Below are 23,466 nucleotides of genomic sequence, written 5' to 3'. Positions count from 1 at the left end.
CCCAAACAACGATTTAGCCGTTCATAATGGGGAATTTCATTTCGTTGAAATTGGGGAAATTTGAATCGTTGTTGACAGAAACAATTATAAATGTATAAAGAAAGTCAGGCTTATGAATTAATTTAATAAAACCGTCTCTTTAATGTTTATTAAAGAGACGGTTTTATTGTTTTACTATTGAAAAAAGGATTCAAAAACATATGTAAATTTAACTTATATAAAACAATATGAACAACTATTACGTATTTAAAAAACATTTTTTTGTATTTCATCCTTCGTTTTCTGTAACTGATTCCATGTTTTTGACGCCCTGCCTTGTAAGTGCTTACATAACTGAAAACATCTTATACAATGAAGGTGTTAAATCAAAAGAGATGACCAAAATGAACATAAAAAAACAAGACTTAGCGAAAAGCATTGAAATAGAAAGAGGAGGCGGAAAGGTATGAAAAAATCAAAGGTTAATCCATGGCTTGTTGTCCTTGGTACAGTAATAGTTCAAATGGGACTTGGAACGATATATACATGGAGTTTATTCAATCAGCCTTTAGTTAGTAAATACGGTTGGAGTCTTAACGCGGTTGCGATAACTTTCTCAATTACTAGTCTTTCCTTAGCATTTTCAACTTTATTTGCAAGTAAATTGCAAGAAAAATGGGGACTTCGTAAACTTATTATGATAGCTGGACTAGCATTAGGACTAGGATTAGTACTTAGTTCACAAGCTTCTTCGTTAATATTGCTTTATATACTAGCAGGAGTTGTTGTAGGTTACGCAGATGGTACAGCTTATATTACTTCACTATCTAATTTAATTAAGTGGTTCCCTGAACGTAAAGGTTTAATCTCTGGTATATCTGTAGCTGCATATGGTACAGGTAGCTTAATTTTCAAATATATAAATGCAAAGTTAATCGATTCCGTTGGTGTATCGCAAGCGTTTATATATTGGGGTTTAATTGTTACAGCTATGATTGTCCTTGGAGCTTGTTTAATCCATCAAGCTGCTGATCAAGGTGCAGTTCAGGAAACAAACACTCATGAATATACAATGAAAGAAATGTTAGGCACAAAACAAGTATACTTATTATTCATCATGTTATTTACATCATGTATGAGTGGCTTATACTTAATTGGTATGGTAAAAGACATTGGTGTTCAACTTGTAGGGCTTAGTGCAGCGACAGCAGCTAATGCGGTGGCTATGGTTGCAATATTTAACACATTAGGTCGTATTATTCTAGGACCGTTATCAGATAAAATTGGTCGTTTAAAAATCGTTACGGGTACTTTTGTGGTTATGGCGAGTTCGGTATTAGTTCTAAGTTTCGTAGATTTGAATTACGGTATCTACTTCGTATGTGTAGCAAGTGTAGCGTTTTGTTTTGGTGGAAATATTACTATTTTCCCAGCTATTGTTGGTGATTTCTTCGGTATGAAAAACCATAGTAAGAATTACGGAATTGTGTATCAAGGATTTGGATTTGGAGCGCTTGCAGGTTCCTTTATCGGTGCACTTCTAGGTGGATTCAAACCAACCTTTATGGTGATTGGCGTACTATGTGTCGTGTCATTCATTATCGCAATTTTAATTCGAGCACCTAAACAGAAAAAAGAACAAGAAGAAGCGTATCGCAGCGTAGCATAAGTATATAAATCTTCTATAACACTATAGTTACGAAAAAGCATCCTGTTAAATAGGGTGCTTTTTTGAGTTATTTTAACAAGGTTAAATTACTTTTTATTTTTTTTGATATAAAAGTGAGTGAAATATCCGTTTGGATTATATTGGAATATAATAAATCGATGCATCGTATTCGAAATATGTATTAAATCTTAAATAATAAAGAAAATATGAATTGATGTTTGCAAGATATATTTTCAGACAAATATTGAGAAAATAAATGCTCGACTTTTTGTTAAGGCTTTGTAACTGAAGAGACCTTCAGTTTATCATCTTCAATTTTTACAAAGAGGAGTAAGAATTAAAGTATTAATGTAAGTGTTTATTAATACTTTTAGATGTAATTGTATTGAAAAGCACTAAAGTTTTTATCTGAAAAATAAAAATAGGTTGACAAGTTTATTGAGAAAGATTATCATTTCGGTGTAAGAACATTAAATGAAAAACATTATCAATGAATAATATTTTAATGAAAAGTACACTTGACCAATTAGTTTAGTAAGTGTATTATTTTTTACATCGATAATGATAATCATTATCATTATTTATTTAATTAGATTGATTTTTAAATGAAAGGATAGAGGAAATGAACTTAGGGGAATTTGATGGGAAAACTGTTTTAGTAACAGGTGCAGCTCAAGGTATAGGTAGTGTTGTTGCTAAAATGTTTTTAGAAAGAGGAGCTACAGTTATTGCGGTTGATCAAAATGAAGAGGGATTAAACGAACTCTTAAATGAAATACATTTGAAAACGTTTTGCTTAGATGTGAGTGATAGTACCGCAGTTGAACAGATGGTAAATGATATTGAAAATGAAATAGCTCCAATAGATATATTAGTAAATGTTGCAGGGGTTTTACGTATGGGAGCGATTCACTCGTTAAGTGATGAAGATTGGAATAAAACGTTTTCTGTAAATTCTACAGGAGTTTTCTATATGTCCCGAGCAGTAAGTAAACATATGATGCAAAGAAAGTCAGGGGCAATTGTTACAGTTGGTTCAAATGCAGCAAATACGCCGAGAATGGAGATGGCTGCATATGCTGCATCAAAAGCTGCTACGACGATGTTTATGAAATGTTTAGGATTAGAACTTGCAGCGTATAACATTCGCTGTAACGTAGTTTCTCCAGGTTCTACTGAAACTGAAATGCAAAGGTTACTATGGGCTGATGAGAATGGAGAAAAAAATATAATTGCTGGTTCTCAAAGTACATATAGACTCGGTATACCGTTACAAAAAATTGCACAGCCTTCAGAAATTGCTGAAGCAGTATTGTTTTTAGCTTCAGATAAAGCTAGTCATATTACAATGCATAATTTATGTGTTGATGGCGGAGCTACATTAGGCGTTTAATAAAAAATTCAGGGGGTTACTATACAATGAAGGAATTTACGGCTGTAAAGGAACTGTCAGAAAAATTACTAGAAGATTATAAGACTGAATCTTCATTCTTTTTCGCTTCACCAACTCGAACGATATTAGCAGAAGGAGAGTTTACTACAGTAAAGCATCATGAAATTGAAAGTTTCCCAGAACTTGTACAAGCAGTATTATGTAATGCAAAACAAGCCGGAAATCTGAATCCTATCGTTGTCGGTGCTTTGCCATTTGATCGTAGAAAAGAAGTCCAACTTATCGTACCAGAATATAGTAGGACTTCTGAACGATTACAATTGGATACAACAAATCAGCTTGAAACAAATGAGAACTTAACATTCGAAATGACGCCTGTACCAGCGCCTGAAGTGTATATGAATGGTGTGAAGCAAGGAATTGCAAAAATAAAGGGCGGGGATTTAAAAAAAATCGTTCTATCCAGATCGTTAGATGTTAATTCTTCCGAAAAGATTGATAAGCAAAAACTTCTTCGAGAATTAGCAGCGCATAATAAGCATGGATATACATTTGCTGTGAATGTATCGAAAGATGAAAATGAGAGTAGTAAGACGTTAATTGGAGCGAGCCCTGAATTACTCGTCTCACGTAATGGTATGCAAGTTATTTCTAATCCGTTAGCTGGTTCAAGGCCACGTAGTGAGGATTCAGCTGAAGATAAGAGAAGAGCAGAGGAATTACTTTCTTCTCCAAAAGATTTACATGAACATGCGGTAGTAGTAGAAGCAGTTGCTGCAGCGCTTCGTCCGTACTGTCATACATTACATGTTCCGGAAAAGCCATCCGTTATTCATAGTGAAGCGATGTGGCATTTATCTACTGAAGTGAAAGGTGAACTAAAGGATCCGAATACTACTTCTTTGGAATTAGCAATTGCTCTTCATCCGACGCCAGCAGTTTGCGGCACACCGATGGAAGAAGCGAGAGAGGCGATTCAAAAAATTGAGCCATTTGACCGTGAATTCTTTACAGGAATGCTAGGGTGGAGTGATTTAAATGGAGACGGTGAATGGATTGTTACAATTCGTTGTGCTGAAGTACAAGAAAATACACTCCGTTTATATGCAGGAGCGGGCGTTGTTGCTGAGTCAAAACCAGAAGATGAATTAGCAGAAACATCAGCTAAGTTCCAAACAATGTTGAAAGCATTAGGATTAAATGATAGTTCACTTAATGAAAAGTAGGGGGCAGAAAGAATGCTAACAGGTTATACAAAATGGCCAAAAGAATTTGCTGATCGTTATCGAGAGGAAGGGTGTTGGCTTGGGGAAACATTTGGCGGGATGTTAAGAGAGCGAGCTGAAAAATATGGCGATCAAATTGCAGTTGTAAGTGGTAATACGCATATTACGTATAGTGAGTTTGATAAAAAAGTAGATCGATTAGCTTCAGGGCTACTGAATTTAGGAATAAAGCAAGAGGATCGAGTTGTAATCCAGCTACCTAACGTTATTGAGTTTTTCGAAGTATGTTTTGCGCTATTTCGAATTGGGGCACTTCCTGTTTTTGCATTACCTTCACATCGAAGCAGTGAAATTAGTTATTTTTGTGAGTTTGGTGAGGCGGGTGCTTACGTTATTTCAGATAAAGCTCTCGGTTTTGATTATCGAAAACTAGCAAGAGAAGTGAAAGAGAAAGTGCCAACTTTACAACATGTAATTGTAGTGGGAGAAGAAGAAGAATTTGTGAACATAAGTGATTTATATATAGATCCCGTTCCATTACCAGAAGTTCAGCCAAGTGATGTTGCGTTTCTCCAATTATCAGGGGGGACAACAGGACTTTCTAAATTAATTCCTCGAACGCATGATGATTATATTTATAGTTTACGTGTTAGCGCTGAAATTTGTAATTTAAGTGCAAAGAGTGTCTATATGGCCGTTCTTCCAGTAGCACATAATTACCCGATGAGCTCTCCTGGTACATTTGGAACTTTCTATGCGGGTGGAAAAGTAGTGCTGGCAACTGGAGGTAGTCCAGATGAGGCATTTGCACTTATTGAAAAAGAAAAAGTTACGATTACTGCTCTCGTACCACCATTAGCAATGATATGGCTTGATGCTGCATCTTCACGTAATAACGATTTATCGAGTCTAGAAGTGATTCAAGTAGGTGGCGCGAAATTTAGTGCTGAAGTTGCAAAACGTATACGCCCTACATTTGGATGTACATTACAGCAAGTATTCGGTATGGCGGAAGGATTAGTGAACTATACAAGATTAGATGATCCGGAAGAAATTATTATTTATACACAAGGTAGACCAATGTCTGCACTCGATGAAGTACGAGTTGTTGATGAAAATGACAACGATGTAAAACCTGGCGAAGTAGGTAGTTTATTAACAAGAGGGCCATATACAATTCGTGGTTATTATAAAGCAGAAGAGCATAATGCACAATCGTTTACAAAGGATGGATTTTATCGCACAGGAGATCTTGTGAAAGTAAATGAACAAGGTTACATCATTGTAGAAGGAAGAGATAAAGATCAAATTAATCGTGGTGGTGAGAAAGTTGCCGCGGAAGAAGTTGAAAATCATCTATTAGCACATGTTGCAGTACATGATGTAGCGATTGTATCTATGCCTGACGATTATTTAGGAGAACGTACTTGTGCATTTGTTATAGCTCGCGGACAAGCTCCGGCAGTAAGTGAATTAAAAAAATTTTTAAGAGAGCGTGGTATAGCAGCTTATAAGATTCCAGATCGAATTGAATTTATTGAATCATTCCCGCAAACAGGCGTTGGAAAGGTAAGCAAAAAAGAACTACGTAAAGTCATTGCTGAAAAACTTATTACAGTAAAACAATAATAAAAACCGGAAGGAAGTGATTAGATGGCTATCCCATCTATTTCAGTATATAAAATGCCAATTGAATCAGAACTACCAAAAAATAAAGTGGATTGGAAACCAGATCCGAAACGTGCGGTTCTTCTAATCCATGACATGCAAGAATATTTTCTTGATGCATATAGCGATAAAGAGTCACCGAAAGTAGAACTCATTTCAAATATTAAGGTGATAAGAGAAAAATGTAAGGAACTTGGTATACCAGTTGTTTATACAGCGCAACCGGGTGGACAAACACTAGAACAACGAGGGTTATTACAAGATTTTTGGGGGGACGGTATTCCTGCTGGACCAGATAAAAAGAAAATTGTCGATGAACTTACTCCTGATGAGGATGATATATTCTTAACAAAATGGAGATATAGTGCATTTAAAAAGACAAATCTATTAGAAATTTTAAATGAACAAGGAAGAGATCAACTCATTATTTGCGGTATTTATGCGCATATTGGCTGCCTTTTAACAGCTTGTGAAGCATTTATGGATGGAATTCAGCCGTTCTTTGTAGGGGATGCAGTTGCTGATTTTTCACTAGAACATCATAAACAAGCGTTGGAGTATGCGTCAAATAGATGTGCAGTAACGACATCAACTAATAGTTTGTTAACAGAGTTACAAGGTTTAAAAGATGATGATGAAATCACTTTACAAAAAGTACATGAACTAGTTGCACAATTACTTCGTGAACCAGTAGAGAGTGTTGGGACTGATGAAGATTTATTAAATAGAGGACTTGATTCGGTCAGAATTATGAGTTTAGTAGAGAAGTGGCGTCGCGAAGGAAAGGAGATTACTTTTGCGGATTTAGCAGAGAACCCAACAGTTGTTGATTGGCATCGCTTATTATCTCTGCAAACAGAACGTGTACTTTAATATAGACTACATAATAAAGGGGTAGTGAAGAATGCCTAATAGTCAAAAGGTTCGTCATTCGTTATCATCTGCGCAGTCTGGTATGTGGTTTGCGCAAAAATTAGATCCACTTAATTCAATTTATAATACTGGGGAATATGTAGAAATAAACGGAAATATTCATCAAGACATTTTTGAATTAGCTGTACGTAAAGTTGTAATGGAAGCAGAAGCACTTCATGTTCGCTTCGAAGAGGATGAAATTGGCCCATGGCAAGTTATTGAAGAATCACAGTTTCATATGCATTTTATTGACGTTCGTAAAGAAGAAAATCCTGAAGAGGCTGCTAAAGCATGGATGAAAAATGATTTATCTATGCCAGTCGATTTGAAAAAAGATACTTTATTTACTGAAGCACTTATTCAAGTTGAAAATAATCGTTTCTTTTGGTATCAGCGCATCCATCACATTGTGATGGATGGCTATGGATTTTCACTTCTTAGCCAAAAGGTAGCGAATGAGTATACATCACTTATAGAAGAAACAAACAAGAATGAAAAGACATTTGGTTCTCTTGCAAAAGTTGTGCAAGAAGATATGGAGTATCGTGAGTCTAAACAATTTCAGGAAGATCGTGCTTTTTGGTTAGAAAAATTTGCGGATGAACCAGACGTTGTAAGTTTGGCAGAACGAGCACCGAGAACATCAAATGGATTTTTACGCGAAACAGCTTGTTTATCTAGTTCTAGTACAAAAACTTTACTAGAAGATATCAATATTTCGTTAACAAGTTGGCCGGAATTCATTGTCGTTGTAACAAGTATTTATATACATAAATTAACAGGTGAAAATGATATTGTTTTAGGTTTACCGATGATGGGGCGTCTAGGTTCTGCATCTCTTCATACACCGAGTATGGTAATGAATTTAGTACCACTTCGTCTTACTGTAACCCCAAATATAACTCTCGTAGAATTATTACAGCAAGTTTCTAAAGAAATCCGAGACGTACGTCGCCATCATAAATACCGTCATGAGGAATTAAGAAGAGACTTAAAGTTATTAGGTGAAAATCAAAGGTTATTTGGACCGTTAGTGAATGTTATGCCTTTTGATTACGGGCTTAACTTTGGTGGGAATCGTGGTATTACACATAATTTATCAGCAGGACCTGTCGATGATTTATCAATAAATGTATATAAACGTTTTGATCAAAATGAGCTAATGATTCATTTTGATGCGAATCCGGAAGTATATAATGGTGCGGAGCTAGCATTGCATAAAGAAAGATTTATGCAATTATTAGAATTAATGATAAATGCTTATCAAAAAAACGAGTCAATTGGAAAGATAAACATTACTCTTCCTGAAGAAAATCATAAAGTTTTATTGGAATGGAATGAAACTAAGGAAGCTGATAATTTAATCGCCCTACCTATACTATTTGAAAAACAAGTACAAAAAACTCCAAATAAAGTAGCAGTTACTTGTAACGGTGTAGATCTTACGTATAAAGAGTTAAATGAACGAGCGAATGAACTGGCGCACTATTTGGTAAAAGAAGGAATACGAGCAAATCAGTTTGTAGCTTTAGTATTTCCAAGATCAATAGAAATGGTAACTAGTATGCTAGCAGTTTTAAAGGCTGGTGCAGCGTATTTACCAATAGATCCAGAATACCCAGCTGAGCGAATAAATTATATAGTAAATGATGCAAAACCAGTTTGTATCATAACACATTCATCTGTTTCATCTAAGTTAGTTATAGAAAATGATATGAAAAAAATTGTATTAGATGACGAAGAAACGAAACTAGCATTACATACATATTCTCGTATGAATATAGAATGTAAGAATGATGTATCACTTTTAAACCCAGCCTATACAATATATACTTCAGGCTCAACGGGTAACCCAAAAGGTGTAATTGTTCCTATGAGAGGTTTAAGTAACTTTTTAATGGCTATGCAACAAAAGTTTTCGTTACATGAACATGATCATTTATTAGCAGTGACAACATTTGCGTTTGATATTTCTGCTCTAGAAATTTATTTACCTCTTATTAGTGGTGCAAGTTTAACAATTGCGCAAAAGGAAGACATTCAAGAGCCTTCTGCATTAACGACACTTTTACAGGAAGAAAGAGTGACCATTATGCAGGCTACACCGACGCTTTGGCAGGCGTTAGTAACTGATTATCCAGAGAAGCTACAAGGGCTAAACATACTAGTTGGTGGTGAAGCTCTTCCAGCGCATTTAGCAAATAAATTAAAAGAATTAGGTTGTTCATTAACTAATTTATATGGACCAACTGAAACGACTATTTGGTCTACTGTCATGAACATCGATGAAAGGGAAAGTGGTATACCTCCTATTGGAAAGCCAATTTGGAATACAGACGTGTATGTATTAGATGCAGGTTTACAACCAGTTCCACCTGGAGTTATTGGTGAATTGTATATTGCAGGGGAAGGACTTGCAAGCGGATATTTAGGAAAACCGGAGTTAACAGCTGAACGGTTTGTTGCAAATCCTTATGGAAAACCAGGGCAGCGCATGTACCGTACAGGTGATTTAGTAAAATGGCGCAGTGATGGTGTTTTAGAGTACATGAACCGCGCAGATCATCAAATTAAAATTCGTGGTTTCCGAATTGAATTAGCTGAAATTGAAATGGTATTACAACGCCATGAAAATATTAAGCAAGCAGTGGTTATGGTACGAGAAGATCGTCCAAATGATAAACGAATCATTGCGTATATTGTTGCCGAAGAGAAGGAAACGATTCATCTTTCAGAAATTCGTTCTTATGTTTCAGAAAGTTTAGCGAATTATATGGTGCCATCAGCATTTGTATTGCTAGAAGAATTACCATTAACGCCAAATGGAAAGATTGATAGAAAGAAATTACCTGCTCCTGATTTTAATGGCATGAACAATGAGAGAGTTGCTAGAAATCCGAAAGAAGAAATATTATGTCATTTATTTGCAGAAGTACTTGGTGTTTCTCGCATTAGCATTGATGATAATTTCTTTGAAATGGGTGGACATTCGCTTCTTGCATCGCGTTTAATGGCAAGAATTCGTGAAACGTTAAGTGTCGAATTAGGAATTGGAAAACTATTTGAATCGCCAACTGTTGCTGAATTAGTGAAACAATTGGATCGAGCAAAAACTGCAAGACCAGCGATTAAGAAAGTAAGTAGGCCAAATGAAGTTCCACTTTCATTTGCACAGCGTAGACTATGGTTCTTACATTGTTTAGAAGGTCCAAGTCCTACTTATAATATTCCGTTAGTCATTCGTTTGTCTGGAAAGTTGAACGAGGGAGCATTACAAGGTGCCTTTTATGATGTAGTCGAGAAACATGAAACACTTAGAACAATTTTCCCTAACGTATTAGGTAGTTCCTACCAGGAAATTTTACATATGGAAAACTTAAATCTTGAAATGATTATAACAAATACATGTAAAAATGAATTAGAAAGTGTACTTGCGGAGGCTGTAAGATATAGCTTTAACCTCGATGTTGAACCAGCAGTTCGTTTGCAACTATTTACAGTGAATGAAAACGAACATGTATTACTAATTCTATTGCATCATATTGTAGGGGATGGCTGGTCGTTACAACCGTTGACGAGAGATTTTACAGTGGCGTATAAAGCACGATGTCAAGGGAACAAAGTACAGCTGGAGACACTTCCAGTTCAATACGCAGATTATGCACTTTGGCAACAGCAATTGTTAGGGGATGAAACTACACAAGAAAGTCTCATTTCAACACAATTAGATTTTTGGAAGAAAGAGTTAAAGGGATTACCAGATCAATTGGAGTTACCTACAGATTATCAGCGTCCAATGGAAACGAGTTACAGAGGAGAAACAATTCATTTTCATATAGATGCAGGTATGCATAGTAGGTTAGTAGAGCTCGCACGGAAAAACGGAGTTAGTTTGTTTATGGTATTGCAAGCAGGACTAAGTGCGCTATTTACAAGATTAGGTGCAGGCACTGATATACCAATTGGAAGTCCGATTGCTGGAAGAAATGATGATGTACTTTCAGATATTGTTGGTTTATTTGTAAATACATTAGTGTTACGTACAAATACTTCAGGAGATCCAAGTTTTAAAGAATTATTAAATAGAGTGAAGCAGGCAAATCTTGCAGCTTATGAAAATCAAGATGTTCCATTTGAACGACTCGTTGAAGTGTTAAACCCGGTGCGTACTCGAAATAGTCATCCGCTATTTCAAGTTATGTTAGCTTTCCAAAATACGCCAGAAGCAATCTTTGATGTCCCGGATATAGAAACGAGCCTTGAAATTCAAAGTGTTGGCTCTGCGAAGTTTGATTTAACATTTGAAATTAGTGAGAGTCACGGGGTTGATGGTACTCCGAACGGTTTACATGGTTTACTAGAGTTTAGTACCGATTTATATAAACATGAAACGGTTCAAAAACTAATAGAACGATTCATTTTGTTATTAGATGATGCGGCGACAAATCCAGATCAATCCATTGGCAGATTAGAAATATTAACTTTAGCAGAGAAAAATACAGTGTTAGAAAAGTGGAATGGTGGTTTTCAAATTGCACCAGAAATGACATTGCCACAATTATTTGAAAAGCAGGTTCATATTAATCCAAATGCTATTGCTGTCGTCTTTGAAAATAAGAAATTAACTTATGAAGAGTTAAATAGAAAAGCAAATAAAATAGCTCGATTCCTAATAGCAAAAGGAATTGGTCCTGATCAACTCGTTGCTTTAGCGATGCCAAGATCATTAAACATGGTTGTAAGCTTATTAGCTGTTCTTAAAGCTGGTGCTGGATACCTTCCGTTAGATCCAGATTACCCAGCAGACCGTATTTCTTTTATGCTACACGATGCGAAACCATCATGTGTTTTAACGAATTCAGAAGTGGAAATTGAATGTAATGAGGCACTAAAAGTTTTAGTTGATAATGTAAAAGTAATAGAAGAAATTGAGAAACATAGTGAAGACAATATTGATGAAATGGAGCGCGTGAAGCCATTAACTCCATCACATATTGCTTACGTTATTTATACATCAGGTTCAACAGGTAGACCGAAAGGCGTTATGATACCTCATCAAAATGTAGTAAGACTTTTAGGAGCAACTGATCATTGGTTCCAGTTTGATGGAAACGATGTGTGGACGATGTTCCATTCATATGCTTTTGATTTCTCGGTTTGGGAAATTTGGGGACCTTTATTATACGGAGGGCGCTTAGTTGTAGTTCCACATACTGTAAGTCGCTCGCCGAAAGAATTTTTACAGCTTCTTGTTAAAGAAAAGGTAACTGTTTTAAACCAAACTCCATCAGCGTTCTATCAATTGATGCAAGCAGATCGTGAAAATAAAGAGATTGGCCAACAATTATCTTTACGATATGTTGTTTTTGGAGGTGAAGCACTTGAGCTAAGTCGATTAGAAGATTGGTATAGTCGACATCCTCATAACGCACCGAAGCTTATTAATATGTACGGTATTACTGAGACGACAGTACATGTTAGTTATATTGAGCTAGATGAGAGTACCGTTTCTTTACGAGCAAATAGTTTAATTGGGTGCAGTATACCTGATCTTAAAGTATACGTATTAGATCATTATTTACAACCAGTGCCACCTGGAGTAGTTGGAGAAATGTATGTTGCAGGTGCAGGGCTTGCTCGTGGATATTTAGGAAGGGCAGGTTTAACTGCAGAACGTTTTATTGCAGATCCATTTGGCAAGCCAGGTACAAGAATGTATCGTACTGGAGACTTAGCACGCTGGCGTCAAGATGGGACGCTAGATTATATAGGACGTGCAGATCATCAAATAAAAATTCGTGGATTCCGAATTGAATTAGGAGAAATAGAAGCGGTCATAATGAAACACCCTACAGTTGAGCAAGTAGCAGTTATTGTACGGGAAGATCAACCAGGGGATAAACGATTAGTTTCTTATATCGTCGCATCAAATAATGAAGCGATTGATACGAATGAAATGCGTCAGTTTGCTAGTGGTAGTTTACCAGATTATATGGTTCCATACGCTTTTGTAGTAGTAAATGAGTTCCCTTTAACTCCGAACGGTAAGTTAGATAGAAAGGCATTGCCAGCTCCAGAATTTATCGTATCATCTTCTAGTCGTGGACCAAGAACACCGCAAGAAGAAATGTTATGTGACTTGTTTACAGAAGTACTAAGTGTACCTCAAATTGGAATTGATGACGGATTCTTTGATTTAGGTGGTCATTCACTCCTTGCAGTGCAGCTTATGAGCCGTATTAAAGAAGCACTTGGGATCGAATTAAATATCGGAACTTTATTTGCAGCACCTACTGTCGCAGGCCTTGCTGAAAGACTTGAAGTGGGAAATGGACAAAGTGCACTCGATGTGTTGCTTCCGTTACGAGCAAGTGGAAACCAATTGCCACTATTTTGTGTACACCCAGCAGGTGGATTAAGTTGGTGCTATGCAGGACTTATGAAATCTTTAGGAACAGATTATCCAATCTACGGTGTACAAGCACGTGGTATCGCTAAAAATGAAGAACTTCCAAAAAGTTTAGAGGAAATGGCAGCGGATTATTTAAAACACGTTCGTGAAGTACAGCCTCACGGACCATATCGTTTACTCGGTTGGTCGCTCGGAGGAAATGTTGTGCATGCAATGGCAGCGCAACTACAAAATGAAGGGGAAGAAGTAGAATTACTCGTTATGCTAGATTCTTATCCTGGTCACTTCCTACCGAATACGGAAGCGCCTACTGAAGAGGAAGCGTTAATCGCATTACTTGCTTTAGGCGGATATGACCCAGATAACATGGATGGTAAACCACTTACGATGGAAAGTGCAGTTGAAATCCTTCGTACAGATGGAAGTGCATTAGCAAGTCTTGAAGAAGAGACTATATTGAACTTGAAAGAAACATATGTAAATTCGGTAGGATTATTAGGGAGATACGTACCGAAAGTTTATAATGGAGATATTTTATTCTTTAGATCTACTGTTATACCAGACTGGTTTGATCCTATTTCTCCAAATACATGGCTAAATTATTTAGATGGGAAAATTGTGCAGCATGATATTGACTGTAGACATAAAGATCTATGTCAGCCAGGTCCACTTACGGAAATTGGACAAGTATTAGCGAAATATTTGCAGAATAAGAAAGGGGTAAGGAGAGTATGACGAATCCATTTGAAAATGATAATTACACATATAAAGTATTAATAAATGAGGAGGGCCAGTATTCTCTCTGGCCTGTCTTTCTTGATGTACCTATTGGGTGGAATGTCGTACATGAAGAAGCTAGCAGGCACGATTGCTTACAATATGTTGAAAATATCTGGACAGATTTGAATCCAAAAAGTAATCAAGCTGGTGAAAAAATAGTAGTAGGAAAACGATAATGAAAGCAAAAATAAATCCAAAAGTAGTTGTAAGCATCGTATATATAACAGCGATGTTTATGGCTGCCATGGACGCAACGATTGTAAATGTAGCACTGCAAACGATAAGTAAGGAACTGCAAGTGCCACCATCTGCTATGGGGACAGTTAATGTTGGATATTTAGTTAGCTTAGCTGTTTTCCTTCCGATTTCTGGTTGGTTAGGAGATCGATTCGGTACGAAAAGAGTATTTCTAGCTGCTCTTTTCGTATTTACAACCGCATCTGCGTTATGTGGGATAGCGAACGATATTACATCCTTGAATATTTTTCGTATTATTCAAGGTGCTGGTGGGGGGCTTTTAACACCAGTTGGGATGGCGATGTTATTCCGAACATTTTCACCAGAGGAAAGGCCGAAAATTTCTCGGTTTATTGTGTTGCCAATTGCTGTCGCACCGGCAGTAGGACCAATTATTGGTGGCTTTTTTGTAGATCAAATGTCTTGGCGCTGGGCATTTTATATTAATCTACCATTTGGAATTGTTGCATTGCTATTTGGACTTCTATTTTTAGCAGAGCATGTTGAAAAATCAGCTGGTCGCTTTGATTCTCTCGGCTTTATTTTATCAGCACCAGGATTTGCGATGCTCATATATGCACTCAGCCAGGGACCGTCAAAAGGGTGGATTTCTCCAGAAATTATGAGTACTGGGATAGCTGGGGTTGTATTCATTACATTGTTTATAATCGTCGAACTGAAAGTAAAGCAACCGATGTTAGATTTACGCTTATTAAAAGAACCAGTCTTTAGAAAGATGAGCCTTATTTCATTATTTTCATCAGCTGGTTTACTAGGAATGTTATTTGTTTTTCCGCTTATGTATCAAAATGTAATAGGAGCATCCGCACTGGAATCAGGTCTTACTACATTCCCAGAGGCCATTGGATTAATGATATCGTCACAGATTGTGCCATGGTCATATAAGAAATTAGGAGCTCGTAAGGTAATTTCTATAGGGGTAATTTGTACGGCGATTATCTTTATTTTATTAAGTTTTGTAAATCACGATACGAACCCTTGGCAAGTACGGGTATTATTGTTTGGCATAGGTATTTTCTTAGGCCAATCAGTTGGAGCAGTTCAATTTTCTGCATTTAACAATATAACGCCGCCTTCTATGGGGAGAGCAACTACTATATTTAATGTGCAAAATCGATTAGGTTCAGCGATAGGAGTTGCTGTTTTAGCTAGTATACTAGCCGGTTTTGGAAATAGCAGTGTACAACATAATACTCATTCAGATTTATTGCCATATCAAGCAGCATTAATTGGATCAGCAATATTTTTACTCGTAGCATTACTATTTTCTTTACGTATTTCTGATAAAGAGGTAATGTCAAAAAAGAAGAAAAAACCGTTACCTGTATTACAAAAAGAGAAAGAAGTTGTAAATGAATAAGTTTGAAAATGGTCTTTTGAAATAAAATGATATTGGTATTTAGAAGGAGAGAGTTTACATGATAGAAAGTAAAGTTGTAGATTCTATACCGATTTTGAATGAGAATGATTGTCAAATATGGTGGGGAAGAATTTCGGATTTACAATCATGGCATTACAATTTACTAAATGATGTTGAACGAGAGAAAGCAAATTCATATCATCATTCGGCAGATCGTGCTCGTTTTATAATCGGTTGTGTAATTAGTAGATTAGTTCTAGGTAAAATACTTTCTATGTCACCAGTTCAAGTGCCAATTGATAGGCTGTGCCCAGTATGTAAGTTACAACATGGTAGACCACAATTACCAGAGGGGATGCCGCAGTTATCGGTTTCACATTCGGGTGAGTGGGTTGTAGTTGCATTTACAAAGTCTGCACCTGTAGGCGTTGATGTTGAACAAATGAATCCAGATGTTGATGTTATGAAAATGGTAGAAGGCGTATTAACCGACATTGAAATAGCGCAAGTTATGAAGTTGCCAAATGAACAAAAAATAGAAGGTTTTTTAACATATTGGACTAGAAAGGAAGCTGTGCTCAAAGCGACAGGTGAAGGTCTAATGATTCCACCAGTGGATATTACTATATCAGCTCCAAATGATCCTCCAAACTTGTTAGTTTTTCAGGATAGACAAGAGTTAGTAGAAAATACAGTGATGAGAGATTTAAGGCCAAGTATAGATTATATAGCTTCAATTGCAATATGTAGTAAAGAAGTCACCGAAATCATACAGCTGGATGCAGTAGCGCTTTTAAATTATAAATAAGTTTAATAAAATATTTTATAGAAGAGGTGTTCCTCATGCTAGTAGCGGAAAATAGAACAAATGAATCCACTTATAATGTACAAGCAATTAAAAATATTTTATTTTCTGGAGATACATCATCTATTCATGCTTTAGAAAAGTTATTGAATGATACAGTTCAGTTTGATGTTCTAGAACAAGAGGTGCTGGATAGACAGTATATCCCGAAAGAAGCAAAGAGTTTCTTTGATAAAAACGGAACATTTCTTTACCGTGTATCCAATATTAGTTATAAAGGGAAAGTATTATCTGAAAATCTCATTTTTGCGGATACCTCGTTTTTACCAAATACAATAAAGAGGGAGCTAGAGAGTGGAAACATTCCAGTTGAAAAACTTATAGAAAAGATGGAAGTAAGAAGGAACGTATTATATGAAGGATATCAGCCTTCTGGGAATATTATTGAATTATTTGATGGATGCTCTGTTTCGGCGCATGTGTATCCAACAAGAAAATATCAAATTGTAAGTAACTGCAGATGCATATTTTATATTTGCGAGGTGTATCATGCAGAAAATATAAAGCAATTACTAAATTAAAACAAGAAACCAGCCTATAAAATGGCTGGTTTCTTGTTTATTTCACAGCTTCTTTTAACTCTTTACCTGCTTTAAATGCAGGAACTTTACCAGCAGCGATTTGAATTTCTTCGCCGGTTTGTGGATTACGTCCTGTACGAGCAGATCTTTCACGCACTTCAAAAGTTCCAAAGCCGATTAATTGAACTTTATCGCCAGACTGTAATGCAGTAGCAATTGTGTCAAATACAGATTGTACAGCTGCAGAAGCATCCTTTTGAGAAATATCAGCTGATTGTGCGACATTTTTAATTAATTCTGTTTTGTTCATGTTTTCACCTCATAAAAAAATTTTTTGGAATGAATGATTTAGTATAATAGATAGTAAAGATAAAGCTATTTATATTGTTAGAAAGAATGCTATATAGTTATGTTAATTTCGTTGCAGGAAACTGAATCCCTGCTAATAATTAGGGATTAATTAAGAAATGATGCATAGAAAACGCTATAATATGAGGATGAGGGGGAGTATACGGATGATTTTTCGTGAAAAGGATGAGAAAGAAAGTACATTAATTCGTCAACATGATCATGGTTTTTTAGCTGGAGAGATTGCAAAGCATATAAAAGAAGATTTTTTTGAAGATGACACATATTTAAAAGAGACAATTGATGCAATATATGAGCATGATAGAGGATGGATAGAACTTGATAAAGTACCAATTTTAAATGATGCTAAAAATATCCCATATACATTTATGGATTGTCCAAGTTCATTACGTTTTGTCTTTTATACGATTGGTTTGAATGAAATTGAAGATTCCAATCCATACGGAGCATTACTTTGTAGTAAGCATTTTTTATCATTTCCATTAAATGAGGAAGATGAAGAGATGATGTCATTTTATACAGGGGAATTGGAACGACAATAAAGAATATTGACGACGCTAACAAAAGAACAATTTGCGATGTTCGATAAACATTATAGATTATTAAAGTTTTGCGATGAACTTTCTTTATATGTCTGTATGAATAAACCGGGTGTAGAAAAGGAAGAGGAAATTGATTTGTTTAAAGATGGTTTTGAAGGAACAGAAATGTTTAATAGTAAGGAGGAGAAACCTATACAAGCTGAATGGGTGGACAAGGAAACAATTCGGATTACACCGTTTCCATTTCAAAAGGAATTTCATACGTATGTAAAATATAAAACTATAAATAAACAAGAAATTGAAGAAAAAGGAATTGCAAAAGCTGATAGAGAATCAGAAATAAAGAAACAAACTATTCGTTTCATACAATAAGGAGGCGATTTCGATTGAAAGAGTACATGTTAAAACAAGTGGATTACCATGCTTGGGCTAATCTACGATTATTCAATCGACTAAAAGAATTACCAAACTATGAGACGATTTTTACTGAACAGATGCAGAGTGTATTTCCATCAATCAAGGATACGTTTGCCCATATTTATATTACAGATCAAGTGTGGTTACACATATTGCATGGTAAAAGTATGAATGAAGCAATAAAAAGCCGAGAAGATTTACGAAAACAAATGGAAAACAAATCGTTACATGAATTAGAAAAAATGTTTGAAAATATGGCAGATCAATATAAAGACTTTTTAAGTACAATACAAGATGTGAATGCTGTATTTGTTATCGAGAATCCGTATGTAGGAAAATTAGAAACTTCAATTTTAGAGTTAGTACAACATGTTGTAAATCATGGTACATATCATAGAGGAAATATAACAGCGATGATTCGTCAACTTGGTCATTCGTCGACAATGATGGATTTTGTTCTGTATTTACATATGGTTAAAAAGCAGGGAGAGTAATATAGTTTATAAGAAGGAGAGGCTTTAGTTGTAGAAGTCTCTCCTTCTATTTTATTCCGCATGAATGGTAGATCAACTGATTAAAGTTTTACTTTATTTCTTAAGAAGCTTTATTTTCTTGTAATTGCTTCGCATATTGTACAGCTTTATATGCATTGACTCTACCGTTTTTCCAGTACGTACCTGTACCAGTAATTTTATCAGAAGTTGACTCAATAATTTGGCGAATTTGTGTATTGCTATATCCTTGATTTGCTAAAAGAGCAGCAACTCCTGCGACATGAGGTGTTGCCATAGATGTACCACTTAATGATTGATACGTGCTTCCTTTATAAGTAGAATATATATTTGAACCTGGTGCTGCAACATCAACCCAGCTACCATAAGTAGAAAATGAAGATTTCTTATCTAATTGGTCTGTAGAAGCAACTGCAATTACTTCGCTGTAATAAGCAGGGTAATTAGCTTTTGTATTTCCAGCATTTCCAGCAGCTGCAACTATAACAGAGCCTTTATTCCATGCATATTGAACGGCCTGTTGTAATGCAGTACCACCATTTGGAGCTCCTAAACTTAAACTAATTACTTTTGCACCCGAATCAGCAGCTTCTCGAATACCTTGCGCTACAGCATCGAGAGTACCACTTCCTTGATTATCTAATACGCGAACAGCATAAATGGAAGTTTGTGGGGCAACACCAGCAATTCCGACGCTGTTATTCGTAAGTGCTCCAGTAATTCCAGCGCAATGTGTACCATGACCATTCCCATCATCAGATGTATTGTCGTTATCAACATAATCATGCCCGTAAATTACTTTCGAAGCCAAATCAGGGTGTGAGCCTTGAACTCCTGTATCAATAATGGCTACTTTTACACCAGGATCACTTCGTTGGCTATCCCAAGCTTGTGGAGCTTGATTTTTTTGTAATCCATATTGATTTTTAAAATATGGGTCGTTTGGAGTCCAAAAGGCGTGAACGTAATAATTCGGTTCTGCATATTCCACATCTGGATTATTTTTATAACTCTTTATTTTTTCTTTTACAGTACCTTTTGAAAATTGAACGACTTCAAAACCTAACTTATCATCTTTAGATAAGACATTAGCTCCGACAGATTTATGAAAAGATTGCACATTACTTAAAGATGCATTTTGCTTGAACTTAACGATTAATTGGTTAGGAACGTAATCAGTAGATGATGTTTCAGCGCTTGAAGTATTCGTGTTAAAGAAGAAACCACCAATAATAAAAGACAAAACAGATAGGAAAACAATGATTTTGTTTTTCAAAAGATTTTTCCTCCCTTTTCTTGGATGAGTTTTTCAGCGACACTTTAATGTCGCATTCCTTTTCAACTATATAGTTAGACCATACGATTTATGACATTTATGTGAAAAACTTTTGGAGGAATAAAAAGGAGTAAACATTGATATAAATATATTTTTAATGATAGTAATAAAGTAAAAGAGGGGATGAAAAAAGGAATGCTCATCATGTATGAGTCATTCCTTTTTTCATAGATTAACTTGCCTGTTTTTTATTATTTTCTTTCAATTTCTCTGCTTGTAAAAAGCGATTCGTTTCAGCAACAACAATACCACTTAACCCAATAAGACCAATTAAGTTTGGAATCGCCATAAGTCCATTTGCAATATCCGCAAATGTCCATACGATGCCTAATTTTAAATTCGCACCAATAGCAATCATCACAATAAAGATTGCTTTATAATATTTAACAGCACTTTCTCCAAATAAATAAGCCACGCATTTCTCACCGTAATACGACCAGCCTAAAATAGTAGAGTAGGCGAATAAAATAATTGCGATACCAAGAATCATACTACCAGCAGTACCGAATACAGATTGAAACGCAAGTGTTGTAGCTTCAACCCCAGTTTTACCAGACTTCCATGCACCTGTAGTAATTAATACTAGCCCTGTAATTGTACATACAATAAACGTATCTAGAAAAGTACCAGTCATTGAAACTAAAGCTTGCTTTGCAGGGGAATCAGTTTTTGCAGCCGCCGCGGCAATAGGGGCACTCCCTAAACCAGCTTCGTTCGCAAATACGCCGCGCGCCATTCCAATTTGAATAGCTGATGCAACTGTTGCACCGATAAAACCACCAGCAGCTGCAGTACCATTAAACGCACCAGAAAAAATAAGTGAAAATGCTTCAGGAATTTGATCGTAGTGATAGAAAATAATGATAAGACCAGCAATGATATAAAAGAAAGCTTTAATAGGAACAACATATCCTGTTACTTTCCCAATTTTTTTTACACCGCCTAAAATAACGATAGCGATTAAAAATGACATTACTATACCAGTTAAAGCAGGAGGGAAAGAGAAATTAATTCGCATTGCCTCTGCAACTGAATTAGATTGCACCATATTCCCGATACCGAAAGAAGCAGTTGTACCGAATATAGCAAATAAAACTGCAAGCCACTTCTTACCTAAACCACGTTCTAAATAGTACATTGGTCCACCTGAATATTCACCATTTTCATTACTAACACGGTATTTCACCGCAAGAATTGCTTCGGCATATTTTGTTGCCATACCAAACAAAGCAGTAATCCACATCCAAAAGATGGCACCAGGTCCACCGATCGTCACAGCAGTTGCAACACCAGCTATATTTCCCATACCAATCGTTGCCGCCATAGCTGTCATAAGTGCTTGGAAGTGGCTAATATCTCCAGAGGAAGATGTATCTTCTGATTTTTTAAAAGCTAGTTTGTGAGCGTATAATAGTTTACTAAACTGTAAACCTTTTAAACGCACTGTGAGAATAATACCAGTACCAACGAGTAACAACAACGTTGGTAATCCCCACACATAGTGATTGATTTGTTCTAATACTTTACTTACTGTCTCCATCTTTATTCTCCTTTTTTAGAAAAAATAAAAACCACTTCAAGTAAATGAAATGGTCTCTGGAGAAACAAGGGATAGAAAAATAAACCGATACAAATCGGCATTTTCTTTCGCTTGTCTCTGTCCTTTTACCTGAGAGATTATCCGCTATAGTAGCGGATTTGCTCCTTCGGTGCTCGTTTTCCTCCGCGCTATTTAAAGCGGGAGGGAGTCTCTCCAGAGATTCGTCCCCATGCAGTTCTACTTGTAAACAAGACCTGAGAGTTTCAAAGTCGGTTAACAACTTTTTGCCCCGTCGGTAGATCAATAGACCTTCTCCTGAATGGTTCATCCGAATTATAAAATTAATAACCTATACGAATTGAATGTGTATAGAATCAATAAAAACATTATAGATATACAATTAATGAAATGCAATCATTTTTTATTTTAAAATAGTAAAGAATTCTATTTTTTCGAAAGTCCTAATTTCTCTTCAACTTCAGTTAAAGTAGATAAAGCGATGACAATATGTTGATCTGCAAGCCCTAAAGCATGTTTCGTATTTTCAATTGTTGCACTGTTTGGAGTAGAGTTAGTGGCTCCGTCTATAATTAAATCTGCCGCGTTTTTCATAAATTTAGAAGCAGCTTTAAACTCAGTTGTGAAATAAACTAGTTGTTCTTGTATTTGTACTTCCGATATATTTTCTTTAATTTTCAAAGTGTCTATTTCATTCATAATGTTTTCATATTGTTTGGAAACAGCATTCATTGTAACTAATAGTTTATTTCGATCTACTGAATCTCCAGTCGTATTAATCTCTTCCCAGGCAGGCAACCAATCTTTTTCGATGATGTCATTATAATTAGTAGTCAATTCATCGATTTTAGGTTGTAATTTAGTTTTGAAAATTTTTGTATCCACTGTTTCTACAGTTGCTTTTTCATTGTTATTTTTCACATTAGTAACGTAGAAAATCGTACCGAAAATGATGAAAATAGAAATAATAACTGACAATTTAGTAAAAAGTAATTTCTGCAATATGTAACGCCTCCAAAATTTAAAAACTTATAATTATAATATATAACAATGATGTTGTTTAAAGTAGAGAAAATTAAGTTGGAAAGTATATAAATTATTTATTTTATATACGTAAATAATTAAAGTTGGTAAAATAATGAAAGTTATATACGAGAAAAGAGGGTTTTTAGTGAAAATGAATAGAAGAAAACTAGTTTCAAGTATTTCAATGGCTATGTTATTAGTTGGTTTAATTGCATTCATATTTATGAATAAAGAATCTAAAATTAAAGGTTTTCCAGTACCAATGTCAGCAATTCATATTAACGATGATAATGAAGAGGACTATCAATATATAAGTGTAATGCCTATTACAAAGGCAAATGGATGGGAGAACTTAGGAGAAAACGGGCATACTGTTAGTTTTAAAAAAGGTGAGCGGAAAGTAACAGTATTACATTATCCGGGAGAACTTACGTATTATTTATTTGAAAAGTAAATGGAATGCCCCATAAACAATGAGGTTTCCCTAAGTTGTTTATGGTTATTTGTATTTTTAAAAAGAGGTTCAATCTATAAATAAGAAGGTGTTTTGTTTTATAAAAGAGAATAAAAATCGTATAGGAAAATAAAAGACCTGCGGTAGTATGTCAACTGAAAAACAACAGAATTTTTAGTTATCAAAGTACTATTTATTTAAAAAAG

General features: G+C 35.5%; 16 protein-coding genes, 1 pseudogene and 1 riboswitch. Of the genes and pseudogenes, 13 read left to right on the top strand and 4 right to left on the bottom strand.

From position 1 onward, the window contains the following. Positions 1–445: 445 nt before the first annotated feature. From PDQ33_RS22905 to PDQ33_RS22860, 10 genes are all read left to right on the top strand, one after another. Positions 446–1,648 (top strand): L-lactate MFS transporter, encoded by a 1,203-nt coding sequence (locus PDQ33_RS22905; RefSeq protein WP_000748916.1) that lies wholly within the window; start codon positions 446–448, stop codon positions 1,646–1,648. A 622-nt stretch (positions 1,649–2,270) separates the two neighbouring features. Further along, positions 2,271–3,041 carry a 2,3-dihydro-2,3-dihydroxybenzoate dehydrogenase gene (gene dhbA / locus PDQ33_RS22900; protein ID WP_001048422.1) on the top strand — a complete coding sequence of 257 codons (771 nt, stop codon included), beginning with the start codon at positions 2,271–2,273 and terminating at the stop codon, positions 3,039–3,041. A 26-nt stretch (positions 3,042–3,067) separates the two neighbouring features. Beyond that, positions 3,068–4,267 carry an isochorismate synthase DhbC gene (gene dhbC / locus PDQ33_RS22895; protein ID WP_061130748.1) on the top strand — a complete coding sequence of 400 codons (1,200 nt, stop codon included), beginning with the start codon at positions 3,068–3,070 and terminating at the stop codon, positions 4,265–4,267. Between the two features lie 12 nt (positions 4,268–4,279). Further along, the gene (locus PDQ33_RS22890; protein ID WP_061130749.1) at positions 4,280–5,896 is read left to right on the top strand and encodes a (2,3-dihydroxybenzoyl)adenylate synthase; all 1,617 of its coding nucleotides are present in this window, start codon (positions 4,280–4,282) and stop codon (positions 5,894–5,896) included. A 24-nt stretch (positions 5,897–5,920) separates the two neighbouring features. After that, entirely contained in the window at positions 5,921–6,808 is an 888-nt protein-coding gene (gene dhbB, locus PDQ33_RS22885; protein WP_061130750.1) for an isochorismatase, read from the top strand. A 31-nt stretch (positions 6,809–6,839) separates the two neighbouring features. After that, a complete protein-coding gene (locus PDQ33_RS22880; RefSeq protein ID WP_270393420.1) occupies positions 6,840–13,997 on the top strand; it encodes an amino acid adenylation domain-containing protein in 7,158 nt (2,385 codons plus the stop codon). After that, the gene (locus PDQ33_RS22875; protein WP_071742225.1) at positions 13,994–14,218 is read left to right on the top strand and encodes an MbtH family protein; all 225 of its coding nucleotides are present in this window, start codon (positions 13,994–13,996) and stop codon (positions 14,216–14,218) included. Before PDQ33_RS22880 ends, PDQ33_RS22875 begins: the two co-directional genes overlap by 4 nt. Continuing rightward, entirely contained in the window at positions 14,218–15,660 is a 1,443-nt protein-coding gene (locus PDQ33_RS22870) for an MDR family MFS transporter (RefSeq protein ID WP_000644784.1), read from the top strand. The genes PDQ33_RS22875 and PDQ33_RS22870 overlap by 1 nt, the downstream gene beginning before the upstream one ends. Before the next feature lie 58 nt (positions 15,661–15,718). Further along, on the top strand, positions 15,719–16,468 hold the full coding sequence (sfp, locus tag PDQ33_RS22865; RefSeq protein ID WP_000572991.1) for a 4'-phosphopantetheinyl transferase Sfp: 750 nt from the start codon (positions 15,719–15,721) through the stop codon (positions 16,466–16,468). Positions 16,469–16,503: 35 nt separating this feature from the next. Next, on the top strand, positions 16,504–17,046 hold the full coding sequence (locus tag PDQ33_RS22860; RefSeq protein WP_000959145.1) for a hypothetical protein: 543 nt from the start codon (positions 16,504–16,506) through the stop codon (positions 17,044–17,046). 37 nt (positions 17,047–17,083) lie between these two features. Here PDQ33_RS22860 and PDQ33_RS22855 read toward each other — a convergent pair whose 3' ends face one another. Further along, complete coding sequence (locus PDQ33_RS22855; RefSeq protein WP_001043907.1) at positions 17,084–17,356, bottom strand: HU family DNA-binding protein; 273 nt, start codon at positions 17,354–17,356, stop codon at positions 17,084–17,086. 205 nt (positions 17,357–17,561) lie between these two features. Here PDQ33_RS22855 and PDQ33_RS22850 point away from each other — a divergent pair. Continuing rightward, a pseudogene (locus tag PDQ33_RS22850) lies at positions 17,562–18,329 on the top strand (DUF3891 family protein). Between the two features lie 14 nt (positions 18,330–18,343). Next, positions 18,344–18,868, top strand: coding sequence for a DinB family protein (locus tag PDQ33_RS22845; protein ID WP_270756667.1), 525 nt, complete (start codon positions 18,344–18,346; stop codon positions 18,866–18,868). Positions 18,869–18,968: 100 nt separating this feature from the next. Here the strand turns inward: PDQ33_RS22845 and PDQ33_RS22840 are convergent, their stop codons facing one another. The 3 genes from PDQ33_RS22840 to PDQ33_RS22830 form a co-directional block, all read right to left on the bottom strand. Beyond that, positions 18,969–20,162, bottom strand: coding sequence for a S8 family peptidase (locus PDQ33_RS22840; protein ID WP_270393429.1), 1,194 nt, complete (start codon positions 20,160–20,162; stop codon positions 18,969–18,971). Between the two features lie 232 nt (positions 20,163–20,394). Continuing rightward, entirely contained in the window at positions 20,395–21,762 is a 1,368-nt protein-coding gene (locus tag PDQ33_RS22835) for an alanine/glycine:cation symporter family protein (RefSeq protein ID WP_000451019.1), read from the bottom strand. A gap of 107 nt (positions 21,763–21,869) precedes the next feature. Then, positions 21,870–21,989, bottom strand: a riboswitch (glycine riboswitch). Positions 21,990–22,206: 217 nt separating this feature from the next. Then, positions 22,207–22,782 (bottom strand): hypothetical protein, encoded by a 576-nt coding sequence (locus tag PDQ33_RS22830; protein WP_001170861.1) that lies wholly within the window; start codon positions 22,780–22,782, stop codon positions 22,207–22,209. A 133-nt stretch (positions 22,783–22,915) separates the two neighbouring features. Here PDQ33_RS22830 and PDQ33_RS22825 point away from each other — a divergent pair, with 133 nt between their 5' ends. Further along, entirely contained in the window at positions 22,916–23,260 is a 345-nt protein-coding gene (locus PDQ33_RS22825) for a hypothetical protein (RefSeq protein ID WP_140158722.1), read from the top strand. Positions 23,261–23,466: the final 206 nt, after the last annotated feature.

The organism is Bacillus cereus group sp. Bc031 (genome assembly GCF_027716265.1).
GTDB classification, from domain to species: Bacteria; Bacillota; Bacilli; order Bacillales; family Bacillaceae_G; genus Bacillus_A; species Bacillus_A paranthracis.
Note: the sequence above shows the minus strand (reverse complement) of the source record. Positions and strands in the feature narration are given on the sequence as shown.

What these genes read in the sequence shown, in the direction of transcription:
- PDQ33_RS22905 (WP_000748916.1), top strand. Translation starts at nt 446, where the DNA reads ATGAAAAAATCAAAGGTTAATCCATGGCTTGTTGTCCTTGGTACAGTA.
- dhbA (WP_001048422.1), top strand. Translation starts at nt 2,271, where the DNA reads ATGAACTTAGGGGAATTTGATGGGAAAACTGTTTTAGTAACAGGTGCA.
- dhbC (WP_061130748.1), top strand. Translation starts at nt 3,068, where the DNA reads ATGAAGGAATTTACGGCTGTAAAGGAACTGTCAGAAAAATTACTAGAA.
- PDQ33_RS22890 (WP_061130749.1), top strand. Translation starts at nt 4,280, where the DNA reads ATGCTAACAGGTTATACAAAATGGCCAAAAGAATTTGCTGATCGTTAT.
- dhbB (WP_061130750.1), top strand. Translation starts at nt 5,921, where the DNA reads ATGGCTATCCCATCTATTTCAGTATATAAAATGCCAATTGAATCAGAA.
- PDQ33_RS22880 (WP_270393420.1), top strand. Translation starts at nt 6,840, where the DNA reads ATGCCTAATAGTCAAAAGGTTCGTCATTCGTTATCATCTGCGCAGTCT.
- PDQ33_RS22875 (WP_071742225.1), top strand. Translation starts at nt 13,994, where the DNA reads ATGACGAATCCATTTGAAAATGATAATTACACATATAAAGTATTAATA.
- PDQ33_RS22870 (WP_000644784.1), top strand. Translation starts at nt 14,218, where the DNA reads ATGAAAGCAAAAATAAATCCAAAAGTAGTTGTAAGCATCGTATATATA.
- sfp (WP_000572991.1), top strand. Translation starts at nt 15,719, where the DNA reads ATGATAGAAAGTAAAGTTGTAGATTCTATACCGATTTTGAATGAGAAT.
- PDQ33_RS22860 (WP_000959145.1), top strand. Translation starts at nt 16,504, where the DNA reads ATGCTAGTAGCGGAAAATAGAACAAATGAATCCACTTATAATGTACAA.
- PDQ33_RS22855 (WP_001043907.1), bottom strand. Translation starts at nt 17,356, where the DNA reads ATGAACAAAACAGAATTAATTAAAAATGTCGCACAATCAGCTGATATT.
- PDQ33_RS22835 (WP_000451019.1), bottom strand. Translation starts at nt 21,762, where the DNA reads ATGGAGACAGTAAGTAAAGTATTAGAACAAATCAATCACTATGTGTGG.